At 60.5% G+C, this 15830-nt stretch carries 18 protein-coding genes and 1 pseudogene; 8 read left to right on the top strand and 11 right to left on the bottom strand.

The annotated features are described in order from the left end of the window. Positions 1-76: 76 nt before the first annotated feature. The 8 genes from HJB89_RS02240 to HJB89_RS02205 form a co-directional block, all read right to left on the bottom strand. Positions 77-1135 carry an ABC transporter ATP-binding protein gene (locus HJB89_RS02240; RefSeq protein WP_207585575.1) on the bottom strand — a complete coding sequence of 353 codons (1059 nt, stop codon included), beginning with the start codon at positions 1133-1135 and terminating at the stop codon, positions 77-79. A 4-nt stretch (positions 1136-1139) separates the two neighbouring features. Then, positions 1140-1970 (bottom strand): carbohydrate ABC transporter permease, encoded by an 831-nt coding sequence (locus tag HJB89_RS02235; protein ID WP_207585574.1) that lies wholly within the window; start codon positions 1968-1970, stop codon positions 1140-1142. A 4-nt stretch (positions 1971-1974) separates the two neighbouring features. Continuing rightward, positions 1975-2910 carry a carbohydrate ABC transporter permease gene (locus HJB89_RS02230; RefSeq protein WP_207585573.1) on the bottom strand — a complete coding sequence of 312 codons (936 nt, stop codon included), beginning with the start codon at positions 2908-2910 and terminating at the stop codon, positions 1975-1977. A 208-nt stretch (positions 2911-3118) separates the two neighbouring features. Continuing rightward, complete coding sequence (locus HJB89_RS02225; protein WP_207585572.1) at positions 3119-4378, bottom strand: sugar ABC transporter substrate-binding protein; 1260 nt, start codon at positions 4376-4378, stop codon at positions 3119-3121. 34 nt (positions 4379-4412) lie between these two features. Then, a complete protein-coding gene (locus HJB89_RS02220) occupies positions 4413-5585 on the bottom strand; it encodes a PLP-dependent transferase (protein ID WP_207585571.1) in 1173 nt (390 codons plus the stop codon). Beyond that, positions 5582-6304, bottom strand: a complete 723-nt coding sequence (locus HJB89_RS02215; protein WP_207585570.1) for a FadR/GntR family transcriptional regulator — start codon at positions 6302-6304, stop codon at positions 5582-5584. The genes HJB89_RS02220 and HJB89_RS02215 overlap by 4 nt, the downstream gene beginning before the upstream one ends. A 298-nt stretch (positions 6305-6602) precedes the next feature. Continuing rightward, positions 6603-7583 carry an NADP-dependent oxidoreductase gene (locus HJB89_RS02210; protein WP_221148823.1) on the bottom strand — a complete coding sequence of 327 codons (981 nt, stop codon included), beginning with the start codon at positions 7581-7583 and terminating at the stop codon, positions 6603-6605. 344 nt (positions 7584-7927) lie between these two features. Continuing rightward, positions 7928-8818: a LysR family transcriptional regulator gene (locus HJB89_RS02205; protein ID WP_221148821.1), complete on the bottom strand. Its 891-nt coding sequence runs from the start codon at positions 8816-8818 to the stop codon at positions 7928-7930. A gap of 103 nt (positions 8819-8921) precedes the next feature. Here HJB89_RS02205 and HJB89_RS02200 point away from each other — a divergent pair, with 103 nt between their 5' ends. Continuing rightward, the gene (locus tag HJB89_RS02200) at positions 8922-9797 is read left to right on the top strand and encodes an SDR family oxidoreductase (RefSeq protein ID WP_207585567.1); all 876 of its coding nucleotides are present in this window, start codon (positions 8922-8924) and stop codon (positions 9795-9797) included. A gap of 26 nt (positions 9798-9823) precedes the next feature. Here the strand turns inward: HJB89_RS02200 and HJB89_RS02195 are convergent, their stop codons facing one another. Next, positions 9824-10642, bottom strand: a complete 819-nt coding sequence (locus HJB89_RS02195) for an endonuclease/exonuclease/phosphatase family protein (RefSeq protein WP_207585566.1) — start codon at positions 10640-10642, stop codon at positions 9824-9826. A gap of 94 nt (positions 10643-10736) precedes the next feature. After that, entirely contained in the window at positions 10737-12200 is a 1464-nt protein-coding gene (locus HJB89_RS02190) for a phosphatidylserine/phosphatidylglycerophosphate/cardiolipin synthase family protein (protein ID WP_221131953.1), read from the bottom strand. 166 nt (positions 12201-12366) lie between these two features. Between HJB89_RS02190 and HJB89_RS02185 the strand changes: the two genes are divergently transcribed. From HJB89_RS02185 to HJB89_RS02170, 4 genes are all read left to right on the top strand, one after another. After that, positions 12367-13008, top strand: a complete 642-nt coding sequence (locus HJB89_RS02185; RefSeq protein ID WP_207585565.1) for a UdgX family uracil-DNA binding protein — start codon at positions 12367-12369, stop codon at positions 13006-13008. Between the two features lie 143 nt (positions 13009-13151). Next, positions 13152-13406 carry a DUF2934 domain-containing protein gene (locus HJB89_RS02180; protein WP_003574663.1) on the top strand — a complete coding sequence of 85 codons (255 nt, stop codon included), beginning with the start codon at positions 13152-13154 and terminating at the stop codon, positions 13404-13406. A 135-nt stretch (positions 13407-13541) separates the two neighbouring features. Further along, positions 13542-13724, top strand: coding sequence for a hypothetical protein (locus tag HJB89_RS02175; protein ID WP_207585564.1), 183 nt, complete (start codon positions 13542-13544; stop codon positions 13722-13724). Between the two features lie 10 nt (positions 13725-13734). Then, positions 13735-13908: a hypothetical protein gene (locus tag HJB89_RS02170; RefSeq protein WP_221148816.1), complete on the top strand. Its 174-nt coding sequence runs from the start codon at positions 13735-13737 to the stop codon at positions 13906-13908. A gap of 28 nt (positions 13909-13936) precedes the next feature. On the opposite strand, the pseudogene HJB89_RS02165 reads toward HJB89_RS02170, so the two are convergent. Next, positions 13937-14289, bottom strand: a pseudogene (locus tag HJB89_RS02165) (hypothetical protein). A gap of 142 nt (positions 14290-14431) precedes the next feature. Between HJB89_RS02165 and HJB89_RS02160 the strand changes: the two are divergent. The 3 genes from HJB89_RS02160 to HJB89_RS02150 are packed head-to-tail and all read left to right on the top strand — an operon-like array spanning position 14432 to position 15827. Next, the gene (locus tag HJB89_RS02160) at positions 14432-14746 is read left to right on the top strand and encodes a plasmid stabilization protein (protein ID WP_221115662.1); all 315 of its coding nucleotides are present in this window, start codon (positions 14432-14434) and stop codon (positions 14744-14746) included. A 59-nt stretch (positions 14747-14805) separates the two neighbouring features. Further along, positions 14806-15096 (top strand): DUF3175 domain-containing protein, encoded by a 291-nt coding sequence (locus HJB89_RS02155; RefSeq protein ID WP_221115661.1) that lies wholly within the window; start codon positions 14806-14808, stop codon positions 15094-15096. 5 nt (positions 15097-15101) lie between these two features. Beyond that, positions 15102-15827 (top strand): glutathione S-transferase, encoded by a 726-nt coding sequence (locus HJB89_RS02150; protein WP_221115660.1) that lies wholly within the window; start codon positions 15102-15104, stop codon positions 15825-15827. Positions 15828-15830: the final 3 nt, after the last annotated feature.

Genomic DNA, 15830 nt, shown 5'->3' with positions numbered 1-15830 from the left:
GATCACCCGAGAGATATAATCCTCGCGGAGGATGCGGCAAAAGATTTTTCCGCTCGCGACGCGAGAGAATTGCCGTTCAGTCGATGCGCTTTCCCTCGCCGTCGAAGACGTGCAGATACTGGGCCGGGAAGGCCACGTTCACCTTCGGGCCTGCCTTCAGCGCTTCGCGATCGAGCGTGAAGATCTTGAACGGCAGGCCGTGCAGGGCAAGGTGCAGGATGATGCCGAAACCGGTGGGTTCGACGAGTTCGACATCGGTGGCAAGTCCTGCCCCGTCATTGGTCATCAGCACGTGCTCCGGCCGGATGCCGAGCGTCACCTTGGCGCCGTCTCCCAGCGGCAGCGGCTTTGCCAGCGGCACGATCGTGCCGTCCTGCAGCTTGACGCCGCCTTCGACATAGCTCGCCTCGAGGAAATTCATTCCCGGCGAGCCGATGAAGCCGGCGACAAAAAGATTGGCAGGGCGGTCATAAAGTTCCAGGGGACTGCCGACCTGCTGGACGACGCCGCCATGCATGGCGACGATCCGGTCCGCCAGCGTCATCGCCTCGATCTGGTCGTGGGTGACGTAGATCGAGGTCGCCTTCAGGTCGCCATGCAGTTTCTTGATTTCGGCGCGCATCTGTTCGCGCAGGCGCGCATCGAGGTTGGAAAGCGGTTCGTCGAACAGGAAGGCCTTCGGTTGGCGCACGATGGCGCGGCCCATGGCGACGCGCTGGCGCTGGCCGCCGGAAAGCGCCTTCGGCCGCCGTTCGAGCAGCGGATCGAGGCCAAGCTTGGCGGCGGCCGAAGCCACAGCGCTCGCGATCTTCTCCTTCGCCGTCTTCCGCAGCTTGAGGCTGTAGCTCATATTGCCGGCGACGTTCATATGCGGATAGAGCGCATAGGACTGGAACACCATGGCGATGTCGCGGTCCTTGGGATGAAGCTCGTTCACTCTGGCGCCTGCAATGCGGATCTCGCCTGATGTGACCTCCTCCAGCCCGGCGATCATGCGCAGCAGCGTGGACTTGCCGCAGCCGGACGGACCGACGAGCACGACGAACTCGCCATCCTTGATTTCGAGGTCGACGCCGTGCAGCACCTGCACATGGCCATAGGCTTTGCGGATATTCTGGATATCGATCGATGCCATTTGTTTAACCCTTGACCGCGCCGGCCGTCAGGCCCTGGACGAGATAACGCTGGATGAGCAGGAAGAAGAGGCCGGCCGGAATGAGCGCCATGACGCCCGCCGCCATCATCTGCCCGAAATCCACCGAGAATTTCGAAACGAAGGTGAGAAGGCCGACCGGGAAAGTCGCCGCGTCATTGCCGTTGATCAGCATCAGCGCAAACAACAACTCGCTCCAGGCGGCGGTGAAGACGAAGCCGAGCGTGGCGGCGATCCCCGGCAGCGTCAGCGGCAGGATGATCTGGCGAAACGCCGTGAACTGCGTCGCCCCGTCGATCATCGCCGCCTCTTCGAGATCCCTCGGGATGCCGTCGAAGAAGGACTGCATCAGGAAGGTGGCAAACGGCACGTTGAAGGCGGTGTAGACAATGACGAGACCGGTCAGGCTGTTGGTCAGATGCAGCGGCGACAGGATCTTGAAGATCGGCGCCACCAGCATGACCAGCGGAAACATCTGGGTCAGCAGCATCAGCGCGACGATCCAGTATTTGGCCCGGAAATTGAACCGCGACAGCGCGTAGCCGGAGAGTGAGGCGCAGATCGTCACCGTCACCGCCGTCGACGTCGAGACGATCAGGCTGTTCTTGAAGAAGGTCGGAAAGGCGCTGTGCTGCAGCACGAAGGCATAGTGCTCCCAGGTCGTGCGCGACGGCCACATCCGCACGCCTTCGCTATAGAGCAGGTCGTTCGGCGTCACCGAGACCTTGAGCAGCCAGAACAGCGGGAAGAGCGCGAAAGCGATATAGCAGAGGATTGCCAGACGGTGCGCGATGGTGGGAATGAGGGATCGTCTCATTGGCTCAATCCTTGTTCAGCAGCGTCTGCCGCAGCAGGATGATCAGCATCGAATAGGCAAGCAGCAGCCCGAGCAGCACCAGGGCGATCGCCGAGGCATAACCGAAATCGAGCCGCTTGAACGCCGTCGTGAAGATGTAGCTCGCAACGATCTGCGTGCGGTCGGCCGGCCCGCCATTGGTCATGACGACGATGAGATCGGCGAAGTTGGAGATCCAGACGGTGCGCAGCAGCACGGTGATGGCGATCGTCGGCGCCAGAAACGGCAGGGTGATCGAACCGAAACGCTGGAACCAGCCGGCGCCGTCGATCGACGCCGCCTCGTAGAGATCGCGCGGGATTGCCTGCAGGGCGGCAAGCAGCGTGATGGCGAAGAAGGGAATGCCCCACCAGACATTGGCGACGATCGGCCCCCACATCGCATAATTGGGATCGGAAAGGATATTGCCCGGCTCATGCATCAGCCCGAGGGCGAAGAGCCAGTGCGGGATCGGCCCGATGACCGGATTGAACAGCCAGGCCCAGTTGAGGCCGGCGAGAAAGGACGGCACCGCCCACGGCAGGAAGACCAGCGCCTGGGCGATTGCCCGGCCTGGGAATGGCTTGTCGAGCAGCAGCGCCAGGATGAGCCCGAAAGTAAACTGCAGGACAACGGAGGCACCGGTCCACCAGAGCGTGTTCCGCAGCGCCCCATAGAAGGCAGGATCCGTGGAAAGCTCGCGGAAATGATCGAGCCCGATGAAGCCGCCGGAAAACGGATTGAGCAGCTGGATATCGCGGAAGGCATAGGAAACGCCGACCGTCAGCGGCACCAGCATCACCGCGATGATCAGGATCAGCGACGGCGCGCTGTAGAGATAGGGCTCCGAAGCATCGGCAAGACGACGCAGCCATGGCCTGCGGTCGCGACGCATGTCGAGCGTATCGGCGGAAGTGGTCATCAGATTGCAGTTTCCATTGTCTTTACCGGTCGGGAATTGGTGACGTTTCCGAATGGAGAGACCGGAGCCCCCTCATCCGACCCTACGGGCCACCTTCTCCCCGCTGGGGGAGAAGGGGAATGAGGCGCCGCCACGCGTCCCTTCTCCCCAGCGGGGAGAAGGTGCCGGCAGGCGGATGAGGGGGCTTCTGCCACAAAGCCCTCTATCCTTATTTCTTAGTCAGGAACTTCTGCTGCGCCTTGGTCAGGTATTCCGCCCACTGGTTGGCCAGATCCTTCGCCGAGATGTCGCCCAGCATTGCCTGCTGCGAGGTCTTGATCGCCAGCGAATCCTTGAAGAAGGCAAATTCTTCGAGGTAGGTCGGCATCACCGTCGGTACCGTGTTCGGGTCCGCCAGTTCCTCGAACCAGCCCTTGAACTGGTCACCGGCATAGAAGGGATCCTTCTCGGCCGCAGTATAAGCCGGCAGGGCGCCGATGCGCTTGTTCCACTCGATATTGCCTTCCGGCCCTTCGAGGGTGGCGATCAGCTTCCAGGAGAGATCCTTGTTGCCGCTGGTCGAAAACATCGACCAGCCGCCATAACCGATGGTCGGGAAGGACTTGCCGTCCGGGCCCTTCGGCAGCGGCATGACGCCGAAATCGTCTTTTTTCATGCGTTCGGCGATGGCGATCAGCGCATCCGGATCCTGGTCGAGGAAGGCGCAGGTGCCGGAATAGAAACCGGCGACGACTTCGTTGAAGCCCCAGTTGATGCTGTCCTTCGGCGCATAACCCTTCTTGTAGAGATCGACCATCCATTCGATGCCCTTGGCCCAGCCGGGGCTGTTCATCGTCGAGGTGCCGTCGTCGTTGAAGTATTTGTTCGAACCGGCCATCGAGGCAGCAAAGATCATCCAGCCGTTGAGGCCGCCCGCTCCACCGCGCATGCAGTAGCCGTATTTGCCGGACAGTTTGGAGATCTTTTCGGACGCAGCGGTGAATTCCTCCAGCGTCTTCGGTGGTGCTGCGACACCGGCTTCGGAAAGCAGCTTCTTGTTGTAGAACATCGCCCTGAGATAGAAGCCGTAGGGCAGCATATAGGCGGTCTTCTTGACGTCGCGGCCAAGTTCGAGCGCGCGCGGCGTCAGTTCCTTGGTGTGCTCCCACTTTGCGAGATAGGGCTCGAGGCTTTCGAGCATGCCGTTATTGGCATAGAGCGACAGCCAGGTATCGGGCATTTCCATCACATCGGGCACATCGCCGGCCGATACCATGGTCGCAAACTTCTGGAACGCTTCGTTCCAGGGCAGCGAAATGATGTCGACCTTGGTGCCGGGATTGGCGGCTTCGAACTTGCCGACGATCGATTTCAGCGTTTCGGTGCGCTCCGGGCTGGTGATGACTTCGACGAGCTTCAGCGTCGTGTCGGCAAAGGCCGTGCCCGCCATCATCGAAGCAAAGAGCGTTGAGATTATTAGCTTTTTCATGCTCGGTTCCCCCTTGTTAGGTTTCTCTCAGGTTTCAGGATTGTGAGGCGGCGGCGAGCGCCTCCTCGATGTCTCTCCACAGGGCCTCGGTTCCTTCGAGGCCGACATGGAGGCGTACGGATCGCGCATGGATGCCGAAGGCATGTGCGGAATTCGGCTGTGCCTTCTGCTGAAGCACCACCTCGCCCGGTACGATCAGGCTTTCATGTCCACCCCAGCTTACACCCAATTTGAAGAGCTTGAGGTGATCGGCAAAGGCGCGGATATCGACACCCTCGCGGAAGATGAACGAAAACAGGCCCGAGGTGCCATTGAGCCCGGCGGGCAGACGGTTGGCGAGGCCGGGATGGCAGACCGTCTCCACGACCTCGAGCTTCTGCAGGCGCCTGGCGATTTCAAGCGCCGATGCCTCATGCGCCCGCATGCGTAGCGGCAGCGTGCGCAGGCCGCGGATCAGGAGCCAGGCGTCGAACGGCGATAGCTTGCCGCCGAGATAGGGATAGGCTTCGGCCTTGATGCGGGCGATCATCGCCTTCGAGCCGGCAACGATCCCCGCCACCACATCACTGTGGCCGCCGAGGTATTTCGAGGCGGAATGGATGACCAGATCGACGCCGAGCGTTAGCGGCCGCTGGAAGAACGGGCTTGCCCAGCTGTTGTCGATCATCGAGACGATGCCATGTTGCCTGGCGAGGGCCGCGAGCGCACCGATATCATGCGCCTCCATCACCCAGCTCGTTGGGCTTTCCAAGTAGAGGAGCTTGGCGCCGGGCAGCGCCCTGGCGACCGCTTCCTCGTCGCGCCCATCGACATAGGTCACCTCGATCTTCATCCGCTTGAGGATCGTGCCGAACAGGCGGAAGGCATCGGGATAGACGTGTTTGACGGCGACGATGCGGTCGCCCGGTTCGACAAAGCTCAGCACCGCAGACGAGATCGCCGCCATGCCGCTGGCAAAACCCAGCGCATCCTCGGCACCCTCGAGCTTGGCCAGCATTTCCTCGAAGGCGCGCACCGTCGGGTTCAGCCCGCGCGTATAGGTCGGCCGCACCTTCTCGCCGCGATAGACGGTGATCATCTCGTCGTAATCGGAAAAGGTGAAAAGCGAGGTCTGGAAGATCGGCGGCACGACGGCGTCGGCAAAATTGCCGTCGTCGTGGGCGGTGATGAGGGAAGCAAGATCGAACGGGTCTGCGCCGCTGCTCATTTGGACATTTCCTTGATGTCTTCCTCGACGATATCGAGAATTTTCAATGTTTCCACGCGCGCCGCCTCGGCATCCCCGGCCGCGATCGCGTTGAAAAGGGTGCGGTGAAAAGGGAAGGACCGGCGGGCGAAATCCTGCCGGTCGAAGGGATGTTCCCAGAAGCGCTCGAAGGTCTCGCGCATCTGCTCGAGCAACTGGCGAAACAGCGGATTGTGGGTGGCGTCGTAGACGGCGAGATGGAAGGCCAGATCCTCCGGCCCGGAGGTGCCCTTCTCCAGGTGCACGTGCTCCATGGCGTTCAGTTTCTCTTCGATGACGACCAGATCCTTCGCCGTGCGCCGGCGGGCCGCGACCATGCCCGCTTCGCATTCGATGCCGCGGCGAACTTCCAGCGTCTGCAGCAGCGCATCGCGCAGATGCACTGCATCGAACGACAGCGGCATATGGATCGTCGCTCTGGACACCGGCTTCAGCAGATAGGTGCCGCTGCCCTTGCGCGTCTCGATAACGCCGAGCGCCTGAAAGTGACGGATCGCCTCGCGAATGGTCGAACGCCCGACGGCAAGAGCCGCCATCAGCTCACGCTCGGTCGGCAGCCGGTCTCCCGCCTGCAGCCGCGCTTCCTCAACATAATCCGCCAGCGCATCGGTCACCTGACGCGCGCGGTCCATGGCGGGAAGCGGCCGGATCACCGGCCTATCGCTACGATTTGCCTTCATGGTTCCCCATTTTCTTATCAGGCAGTCAGGCTCTTGAATTGGTCTGACATCTTAGCATTTCTCAAAGTGGGGGAGGCGTCAAGGGGTGTTGTTGGTGTCGAGTTGCTCAGAATTTCCGGACAATATTGGAGAACTTTCGAAAAAACCCTCGTAAGATATTCGGAGATCGGGAGAATCACCCAGAAGGGGGCAGCCATGCAGCAGGTAGAGGATGGGCTTGAACACGGCGTCGCTCATGAGAACGCCTTCCGGTAAGGATGTAGGGCCTCAGTCGGAATGAAGAGCGCGAGAATAGTAATCAGCGGGTGAGGTCTGCGACGATCTTACCCGGCGCGTGGCCGGTACGATTGCGCTCGATTGCAGAGGCAAGATCATCGAACCCGACTACCTCGGCGATTGTCGATTGCAAAGTGCCCGCGTCGACCTGCTGAGCGATGGCAGCCAGACGCGAGGTGTCGGGCTTATTCGACAGAAAGACGCCCCGCCGACCATCCGGCGCACGCGATGCGACGTCTGGTGCCGCGATGCTCACGAGCAGGCCGTTAGATGACAACAGCGCCCAAGATGGGTCCAGAACCTTGCCGCCGACCAGATCGACGACGAAGTCGATCTTGCCTGTGAGGTGCTCCAGGGTCTGATGGCTGTAATCGATCACCTCGTCTGCACCCAGGGCTTCCACATGCAGAAGGCTTGTGGTCGAGGCAGTGGCATAGACGAACGCTCCCGCCGATTTGGCGAACTGAACGGCAAAGCCGCCCACCCCGCCAGCCGCACCCTGAATCAGCACCCGCTGTCCAGACAGGTCGAGATCCGCGGCCTGAATGACATGCCAAGCCGTCATAGAGGCCACTGGGATAGCTGCAGCCTGGACGTCAGACAGGCCCTCCGGGGTCTGGACGAGTTTGCCGGCCTCGATGACAAGATGGTCGGCGTAGGCTCCGACGCCACCGAGGGCGGCCATGACCCGATCCCCAGCCTTCACGCCTGTGACGCCGTGGCCGGTCCGAAGCACGACGCCGGCCATTTCGATGCCAAGCGTCGCGGGCAGGGTTAGCTTGAAGCGCTCGCGGAGATAGCCTTCACGGATTTTCCAGTCGATGCCGTTTACTGCGGCGGCCTTGACCGACACCAAGACCTCGCCCGGGCCCGGCTCGGGCGAGGATACCCTATCGACTGTCAGGGATTCGGGCCCGCCATAGGCTTGAAGACGTAAGGCCCGGCCGGTGGCAAGCGGTGTAGTGTTTGGATCGGTGGGTTCGAAATCAGGCGAATTGTTCATGTGGATCTCCTTCTGGGGTGAAAGATATGAGTCCAAAATTTGAGCCACAAGTCGTCGCAATGGGACAGTCCGTCTCGCAGAAGAGACACATCGTCTTCAGGCGTGCCTTTGATTCGGCAGACCGTGGCGCTAGCCACCAGTTGGCATGCTCGACATTGTCTGATTATCTGCTGGTGAAGTGTGCCCCCTTAGGGGATAGGATTCGGGACGAAGTACGCCTCTGAAAGTCTCACTCAGATTGGACGATGTCTGTATTAACCGCTTCTGCAACGCGTTTAGTCTTATTATTAAGCAGTGGGCAATTATGGTCTGAACGACATTCAGGCCCGAAAGCTGCCCTCTCATCATCTGGCGATAAAGGCGGCCAGTTCGTCAGGTGTTCCGTTTGGAAAAGCCTGTTTTAGAAAATCCAGGAACGCGGAGACTTTTGGGCTTAGCAGTCGGCGAGAGGGATACAACGTCCATAAGGCTATCTCGGGACCGTCGAAATCGCCCCAATTCACCAACCTCCCGTCAGTGATATCTTGCGCCACCAACGAGATAGGAAGACGTGCCGCACCGACACCGATACGTGCCGCATCCCTGACCATGATAAGAGATGCGAGACCGAGTGCAGGATCGATTGAAATCGAGGAGAGACCATTGGGTGTCTTCAGGCGCCATGTTTGTTGCTCGCCCGCCCCACGTATGACGCCAGGAGCGACAGCATCTTTTGTTGGACGCGGCAGGTCGGGGCTTGCTACGACGACAAGCCGATCCCGAAGAAATGCTCGCCCGATCAGGCTTTCATCAGAATCTGGATTGACCCGAATGACCAGATCGTAACCTTCCTCGATCATGTCGACAGGTCGATCCTCGGATGTGACCTCCAGCCGTACCTCGGGATATTTCAGTGCGAATTGAGCTGCGATTTTACCCATCGCGCTCTGAGAAAAAAGCACAGGCGCACTAATGCGCAGCTTTCCTTTGGGTGTTTGGCCGCCGGATGCGATCGCCGACGTGGTCTCGTCGAGTTCGGCGAGCAATCTCCCTGTCCGCTCGAAAAGCGCACGCCCCTCTTCGGTCAGTTTGAGGTTCCGCGCGCCCCGCTCAAACAGCCGAAGGTCAAGGCTGCTTTCCAACTCTGCGACGCGGCGGGACAGTGTTGCTTTGGGCCTTCCGGTCGCTCTTGCGGCTTTGCCGACCCCCCCGTGGCGGGCGACCAAATTAAAATCAGCAAGCGCAAGAAGATCCATAGGTGTCCCATCAGTGAGATAGTGTGTCCAAATTATCCGTCTATCGCACCGTCAGTGAACCACACACATTGGACATGTCAATCAATTTAACAGGAGAAACCCTATGACTATTCTCGTTACCGGCGCTACAGGCAACATTGGCCGTCAAGTCGTCGAACACCTTGTCAAGCGCGGTGCGGATGTTCGCGCCCTCGCTCGCGACCCATCGAAAGCCACGTTTCCGGACGGTGTGTCCGTCGTCCAGGGTGACTTTCTCGATGTCGATTCGCTACGCACCGCCATGTCCGGCGTTTCCACCTTGTTCCTTTTGAACGCGGTCGTGCCGGACGAATTCACGCAGGCCCTCATCGCGCTGAACGTCGCCCGATCGGCTGGCATCGAGCGCATCGTCTACCTCTCCGTGATCCATGCCGACGTCTACGTGAACGTACCGCATTTCGCTGGCAAGTTCAGCGTCGAGCGAATGATCGAGCAGATGGATTTCAAGGCCACAATCCTCCGTCCGGCCTACTTCATGCAGAACGATCTGATGGTGAAGGACGTCATTACCGGGTACGGCGCTTACACGATGCCGATCGGCCCCAAAGGCCTTGCCATGATCGACGTTCGTGATATCGCCGAAATTGCTGCCCTTGAGCTGCTGCGTCGTGAAAATGCTTCAGAGCCGCTCCCAATCGACCGGATTAACCTTGTCGGCCCACAGGTGTTGACCGGAACGGATATTGCCGCCATCTGGTCAGACGTGCTTGCCCGCTCGATCAACTACGGCGGCGACAACACTGAAGGCTTCGAGCAGAATCTGAAGCAGTTCGTACCAGCCTGGATGGCCTACGACATGCGTCTGATGGGCGAACGATTTATGACCGACGGGATGCTTCCCGAGGCCGGCGATGTGGCGCGCCTGACTGCATTGCTTGGCCGACCTCTGCACCAATACCGCGACTTTGCGCTGGAAACAACTACAACGCAGCGCCGGTAGCGGATTCTGCTGCGGGAATTTCGCACTTAGCCGCCGGCTGCCGGCCCCAGATCGATCAGCGCCTTGATCGGCAGATGATCCGAGGCAATACGCGCCAGCGGCGTGTCATGCGCTTCCACCTCCGAGATGATCCCCTTGCGGTTGGCGATGATGCGGTCGAGGGCGAGGAGCGGCAGGCCGGCGGGGAAGCTGGGGACGGCAGGCGGCAGTTCTCCGAAGGCGGATTGGAAGGTGTTGAGGGACGAGCGGTCGCCGAGCCGCCATTCGTTGAGGTCGCCGAGCAGGATGGTCGGCATCTCCTGCCTGTCGTTGATGAGGTCGACCAGCATTCGGGCCTGCTGGGCTCTGTTATGGCGCAGCAGGCCGAAATGCGCGGCGATGATGCGCAGCACCCCGCCCTCTTCGAGCTCGATTTCGGCGACCAGCGCGCCGCGCGGCTCCAGCCCCGGCAGCTTGACCTGGTGCACGTCATGCACCAGCCCCTTCTTGAAGAGCACGACATTGCCGTGCCAGCCATGCGCCTTGGCCATGCCCGCAATCGGCACCGGGATCAGCCCGGTTTCCCGTTCCAGCCGGCCGAGATCGAGAATGCCGGTGCGCTCGCCGAAGCGCGTATCGGCCTCCTGCAGGGCGATGACGTCGGCACCGATTTCATGAATCACCCGGCTGGTACGCTCCGGATCGAAGCGACGGTCGGTGCCGATGCACTTGTGCACGTTATAGGAGGCGATCAGCGTTCCGGCGCTGCGCGGTCTTGTCTCCGTATAGGCCGGGTCGAGCCGCTTTTTCCTGCTCCTGATCGAAGCGAGAATGCTGGCGGGAAGATTGACTTTTCTGGCGTGCATCGGAAGGCGCAGTCATTCCGTTGATCAAAAAGGGCTTCTCTCCGCAGTATAGGAGGGCAACGGGAACTTGCCATGTCCGATCACAAATAATCCTTCAGAGATAGGGTGAGCCCAGCCATAGCACCTTCTCGAGCAACCGCACCGGGAAGGGTCGCGCCCGCAAACCGTCCAGCGTCACCAGCGTTGCCGATTTCAGGGTTTCCTCGATATGCTCGTCGATCTCGCCGGCAAAACCCTCGTTCAGCACTTCGAGATCGACCTCGAAATTCAGCCTCAGCGAACGCGGATCGAGATTGGAAGAGCCGACATAGGCCCAGGTGCCGTCGATCGTCAGCAGCTTCGAATGGCTGAAGTTGCCGGTCGAGCGCCAGATGCGGCAGTAATTCTTGAGGATCTGATCGAATTGCGCCGTCATCGCCCGGTCGACCAGCACCAGGTTGTTGACTGAGGGAACGACGATATCGACTTCGACGCCGCGCCGCGCAGCCGTCACCAGGGCGCTGATCAGTTCGCGGTCCGGCAGGAAATAGGGCGACATGATGCGGATCGATTGGCGCGCCACGGAAAAGGCGCCCATCAGCATCTTGTGGTTGGTCTCGACGCTGCGATCCGGCCCGGAGGCGACGACGCGCATCAGGATCGGATCGCCGGGGCTGCGCTGCGGCGGTTCGATGCGCCAGGCCTCGCCGTTCAACAGCTCCTGCGTGGAAAAGCGCCAGTCTTCGGCGGCAAGATCGAAAAGGTCGGCAACCACTGGGCCGGTGACGCTGAAATGCGTGTCGTGAGCAAAACTCTCACCCGTCGCCTCCTCGCTGAAACCCGCGCGGATGTTCATTCCGCCTGTCAGCGCGATCTTCCCGTCTCCGATCAGGATCTTGCGGTGGGTGCGCAGATTGGCATAGGGCAGCCGCAAGCCCATGATGACGTTGCCGTTGAAGACGGCGACGGTGACGCCGCCCTCCCGGAGATGGCCGAGAATGCTCGGCACCGAATAACGCGCTCCGACCGCATCGATCAGCACCCGGACCTCGACGCCGCGCTTTACCGCCGCAATCAGCGCATCGGCGATGCGAAGGCCGATGACGTCGCGGTCGAAAATATAGGTTTCAAGCAGGATGCTGCGCGCCGCCTCGTCGATGATCGATTTCATCGCCGCATAGGCCTCGTCGCCGGTCTCCAGCACGTCGATCGTATTGCCTGAGGTCAGCGGATTGCGCGTCACCCGGTCACCGAGCGTCTGCAGCGCCGCAAAGCGGCGGCCGAACTGGCTGATCACCGTCTCGGCCTCGGCATCGAACGTCTCCAACTCGTCGATTTCGGCCGCAAGCAGCAGCGCGTCGCGGCGGATGCTCAGCGATTTGCGGCGGATACGGTTGATGCCGGCAATCGCATAGAGCACCGCACCGATGATCGGCGACAGGATGATGACGCCGACCCAGCCGATCGCCGCACGCACCTCCTCCTTGGTCATGGCAGCATGGATCGCCGCCGCGGCCCCCATGGCGATCGAAACAACAAAGAGGATATGCGGCCAGTAGGTCGACAGGAGATAGAACATCGCTGGCCAATATAGCCGCGAAACGGCAGCGTTCAATCGCGCCGGCTCTCTCCCATGACGCGAAATTTTTCGCGGTGATCATTTTCCAGGCTGGCGAGATCAATCGCGAGGGCAGGAACCATCCCGGCACAGATCGATTGATCCCAAGGAGATGAGGATCGCCATCATGAACATAGCCGCAACCGTCGGTCCTGCCCTGGCGCTCGATGTCGCCGATGCCGACAGCATTGCCGAACTGCGGCATCAGGCCGAAGGCTGCACCCGCTGTGATCTCTACAGGAACGCCACGCAGATCGTCTTCGGCGAAGGGCCGGGGAAAGCCGAGATCGTCCTCGTCGGCGAACAGCCGGGCGATCGGGAGGATCTGACCGGAAAGCCCTTTGTCGGTCCCGCCGGCCAGTTGCTCGATCACTGTCTGGAAGAGGCGGGTCTCGACCGCCAGCGCTGCTATGTCACCAATGCCGTCAAGCACTTCAAGTTCACGCCGCGGGGCAAACGGCGGCTGCATGCAAAACCCAATGCCGGCGAGATCCGGCGTTGCGCCTGGTGGCTCGGCGCCGAGCTCAACATCCTGCAACCGAAACTCGTCGTGGCGCTCGGCGCAAGCGCGGTTTATGCGCTGCTCGGGCCGAAGGTGAAGCTGACGCCGGCGCGCGGCCATATTCTGCAGCCGGCAAACCATTCGCCTGTGCTGGTCACCATCCACCCCTCCTATCTCTTGCGCATTCGCGACGAGGCAGAACGGCACAGGCTGCGGCTGGAGTTCGTGTCAGATCTGCACAAGGCGGCGGAGTTTGGGGCGCGCTGAGCGCCTCTTCTCAACCCTATTATGCTGCATTGCGAAATATTTCCGGTTGTGGGGGCGATTTCGCTTGAAACAGCTCCGTTCATCTGGAACCATCCAGGCAGTATCGCGTTCGAACGACCGCATCATGTGACTGGAGATCAGCGATGGCAGAAACTCGAGACGAGTGGATCAAAAAGCGTGCATATGCCCTCTGGGAAGAAGAGGGCTATCCGACCGGGCGAGAATCCATCCATTGGGAACAGGCACGACACGAGCGCGAAGCGCTCGAAGGCTCTGCTGCCTCTTCCGATGGGAAGGAAGTCAAGCCCAAGGCGAAGCGCAGCGTCGCCGGCAGCAAGACCAATGGCGTCGTGACACCGGCGCCGAAACGGACCGCGAGCCGCAAAACGGCGCTCTGAACCTGAATACCGAGCACTTGGATTAAAAAAGGGCGTCGTCGCGGCGCCCTTTGATGGTTTTCGTCATAAGATTGAATTAGTTGCGCTATATGGAATTTGAAAGGTGGGCTTCCACGCGGGGTGAACAGAGGCCGGATGACGCTGCAAGTTTTGAAGCTTCCCAAAAAAGTTGAGCCCTCGCCCGTTAACCGGGAACCAGAACATACACCGGTTGTTTATGGCGAAACCGGGGAAGTTGCCATGAACGACGGCCAGTCCGATATCCTCTCCGTCCCGCTCGTCGCAGCCAGCGGCCGCTCTTCGACCGCGCTCGTCTAGAGGGATGGAGATGTCGCTCCTCATCATCGCCGCACTGCTCTACCTCGGTCTCGCGCTCGGCTTCATCCTTGTCGTCGACAATCTCGTCGGGCTGATTTTCCGCGATCCCCGCGCACCGGTGCAGCCGCGCTCCTTCGACATTGGCCATGCCTTCGCTGCATCGCAAAAGCTCTATCGAAAATAACAGGTCGCAGGCATCCTCCCAGCTCGTTTTACGCAAGAGCGGCGCCGTCGAATTCGGGATATTTGCGCATCAGATCCACCTCACTGGTGCAGCGGTCGTCGCGCGCCGTCAGTTCGATCGAGATCGTGTCGGCGGGATCAAGGCGGCCGCTGTCGTGATGGTTGGCACCATCGTATAGACGGGAATACGCGCGCCGCTCTGGCTGACCAGAACGGCATCCCGCTCGAAACCTCTTTGCAGCAACCAGTCACGCGGCGCCATCAGGCGGATGTCGACCTCGTAGGAGTGCTCCTTGAGGCTGACGGTATAGGTAACCGGTGACACTTGGCCGTTGACGTCGATCGCGCCGTTTCCATCGGCTTTGACGATGTGGTTTTCCATGTTCTCGGCTCCTGTTTGCGGGCGGTTTTCCCATCTGGAATGGAGCGAACGCGGCTTTCGTTCCGATATCCGAGCGACCCTACCGCCGGAACTTTTGGCCTCAGCACCAGTTTGATCCCTTTGCACACCATTGGAGGCGACGATGCCGAGAGGTGACAAATCCGACTATACAGACAAGCAGAAGCGCAAGGCCGAGCACATCGAGGAGGGCTATGAGGATCGCGGCGTCTCCGAGAAAGAGGCTGAGCGGCGTGCCTGGGCGACGGTCAACAAGGAAAGCGGCGGCGGCAATAAATCCGGTTCCGGCCGCGGCAAGACGGATACGCACGGCTCCGCCGAAAAGGGTGGTCACATCGGCGGCGCTGCATCCGCCGCGCGCTCGAAGGAGGAACGGTCAGCTTCGGCGAAGAAGGCGGCCGCGACGCGCAAGCGTCATGAACACCACAGCCACCACTAACAAAAGGTGCGACTGGCGGTGATCTGCCGCCGGCCGCATCCGACAAAGGATTTTTAGACATGGCCAAGTCGAAGAAAAAATGGTCGCGAGATGTCACTGAACACAGCGATGCCATGGACCTGAAGGAAGGCGTGTTCAAATCGGACGATCCGAAGAAGATCGCCCGCTCCGTCAAGCACTCGGCCGAGGAGAGCCATCGGCGCAAGTCGAGCCCGTTCCGGGCGGCCATGTCGATGCTGACCTTCTACATCAACCGCGCCGGCGACCAGCTGACGAAAAAGCGGCGCGGCACCCTTGAAAAAGCCAAGGACGAACTGCGAAAAGACTTCGATCGTCAACCGAAGAAATGAGCACCATGGCATACGAGCTTTATTATTGGGACGGCCTGCAAGGCCGCGGCGAATTCGTCCGGCTGGCGCTTGAGGAAGCCGGCGCCGACTATGCCGACGTCACCCGCGAGCCTACGCGGGGGACGGACGCCATGTTCGCCCTCATGGATAGCGAAAGCGAACCGCATATTCCCTTCGCCCCGCCTTTCCTGAAGGACGGCGACCTGATTATCCCGCATGTCGCCAACATCCTGTTTTACCTCGGCCCGAAACTCGGCCTTGCGCCTGAGGACGAAGGCCTTCGCCATGTCGCCAACGGGTTGCAGCTCACCATCACCGATTTCGTCGCCGAGGTGCATGATACGCATCACCCGATCGACACGTCGCTTTACTACGAGGATCAGAAGCAAGAGGCGAAAGCCCGCTCCGCCGCCTTCATCCGCGATCGCATTCCGAAATTCCTTGGTTATTTCGAGCGTGTTCTGCGGCAGAACCCTGACGGCCTCGACCATATTGTGGGAAATGCGCTCACCTATGTCGACCTCTCGCTCTTCCAGATAATCGAGGGCTTGACCTATGCGTTTCCGAAAGCCATGGCGAAGCGCAAGGCGGAATACCCGGCACTGCTCGCCCTGCATGATCGAGTGGAAAAGCGTCCGAACATCGCCCGCTATCTCGCTTCGCCTCGCCGCTTGGCCTTCAACGAGGACGGGATTTTCCGGCATTATCCCGAGCTCGACAGCGCGGGGTGAGTG

This window comes from Rhizobium sp. NZLR8, assembly GCF_019685025.1.
In the GTDB taxonomy this organism is placed as follows: Bacteria; Pseudomonadota; Alphaproteobacteria; order Rhizobiales; family Rhizobiaceae; genus Rhizobium.
Note: the sequence above shows the minus strand (reverse complement) of the source record. Positions and strands in the feature narration are given on the sequence as shown.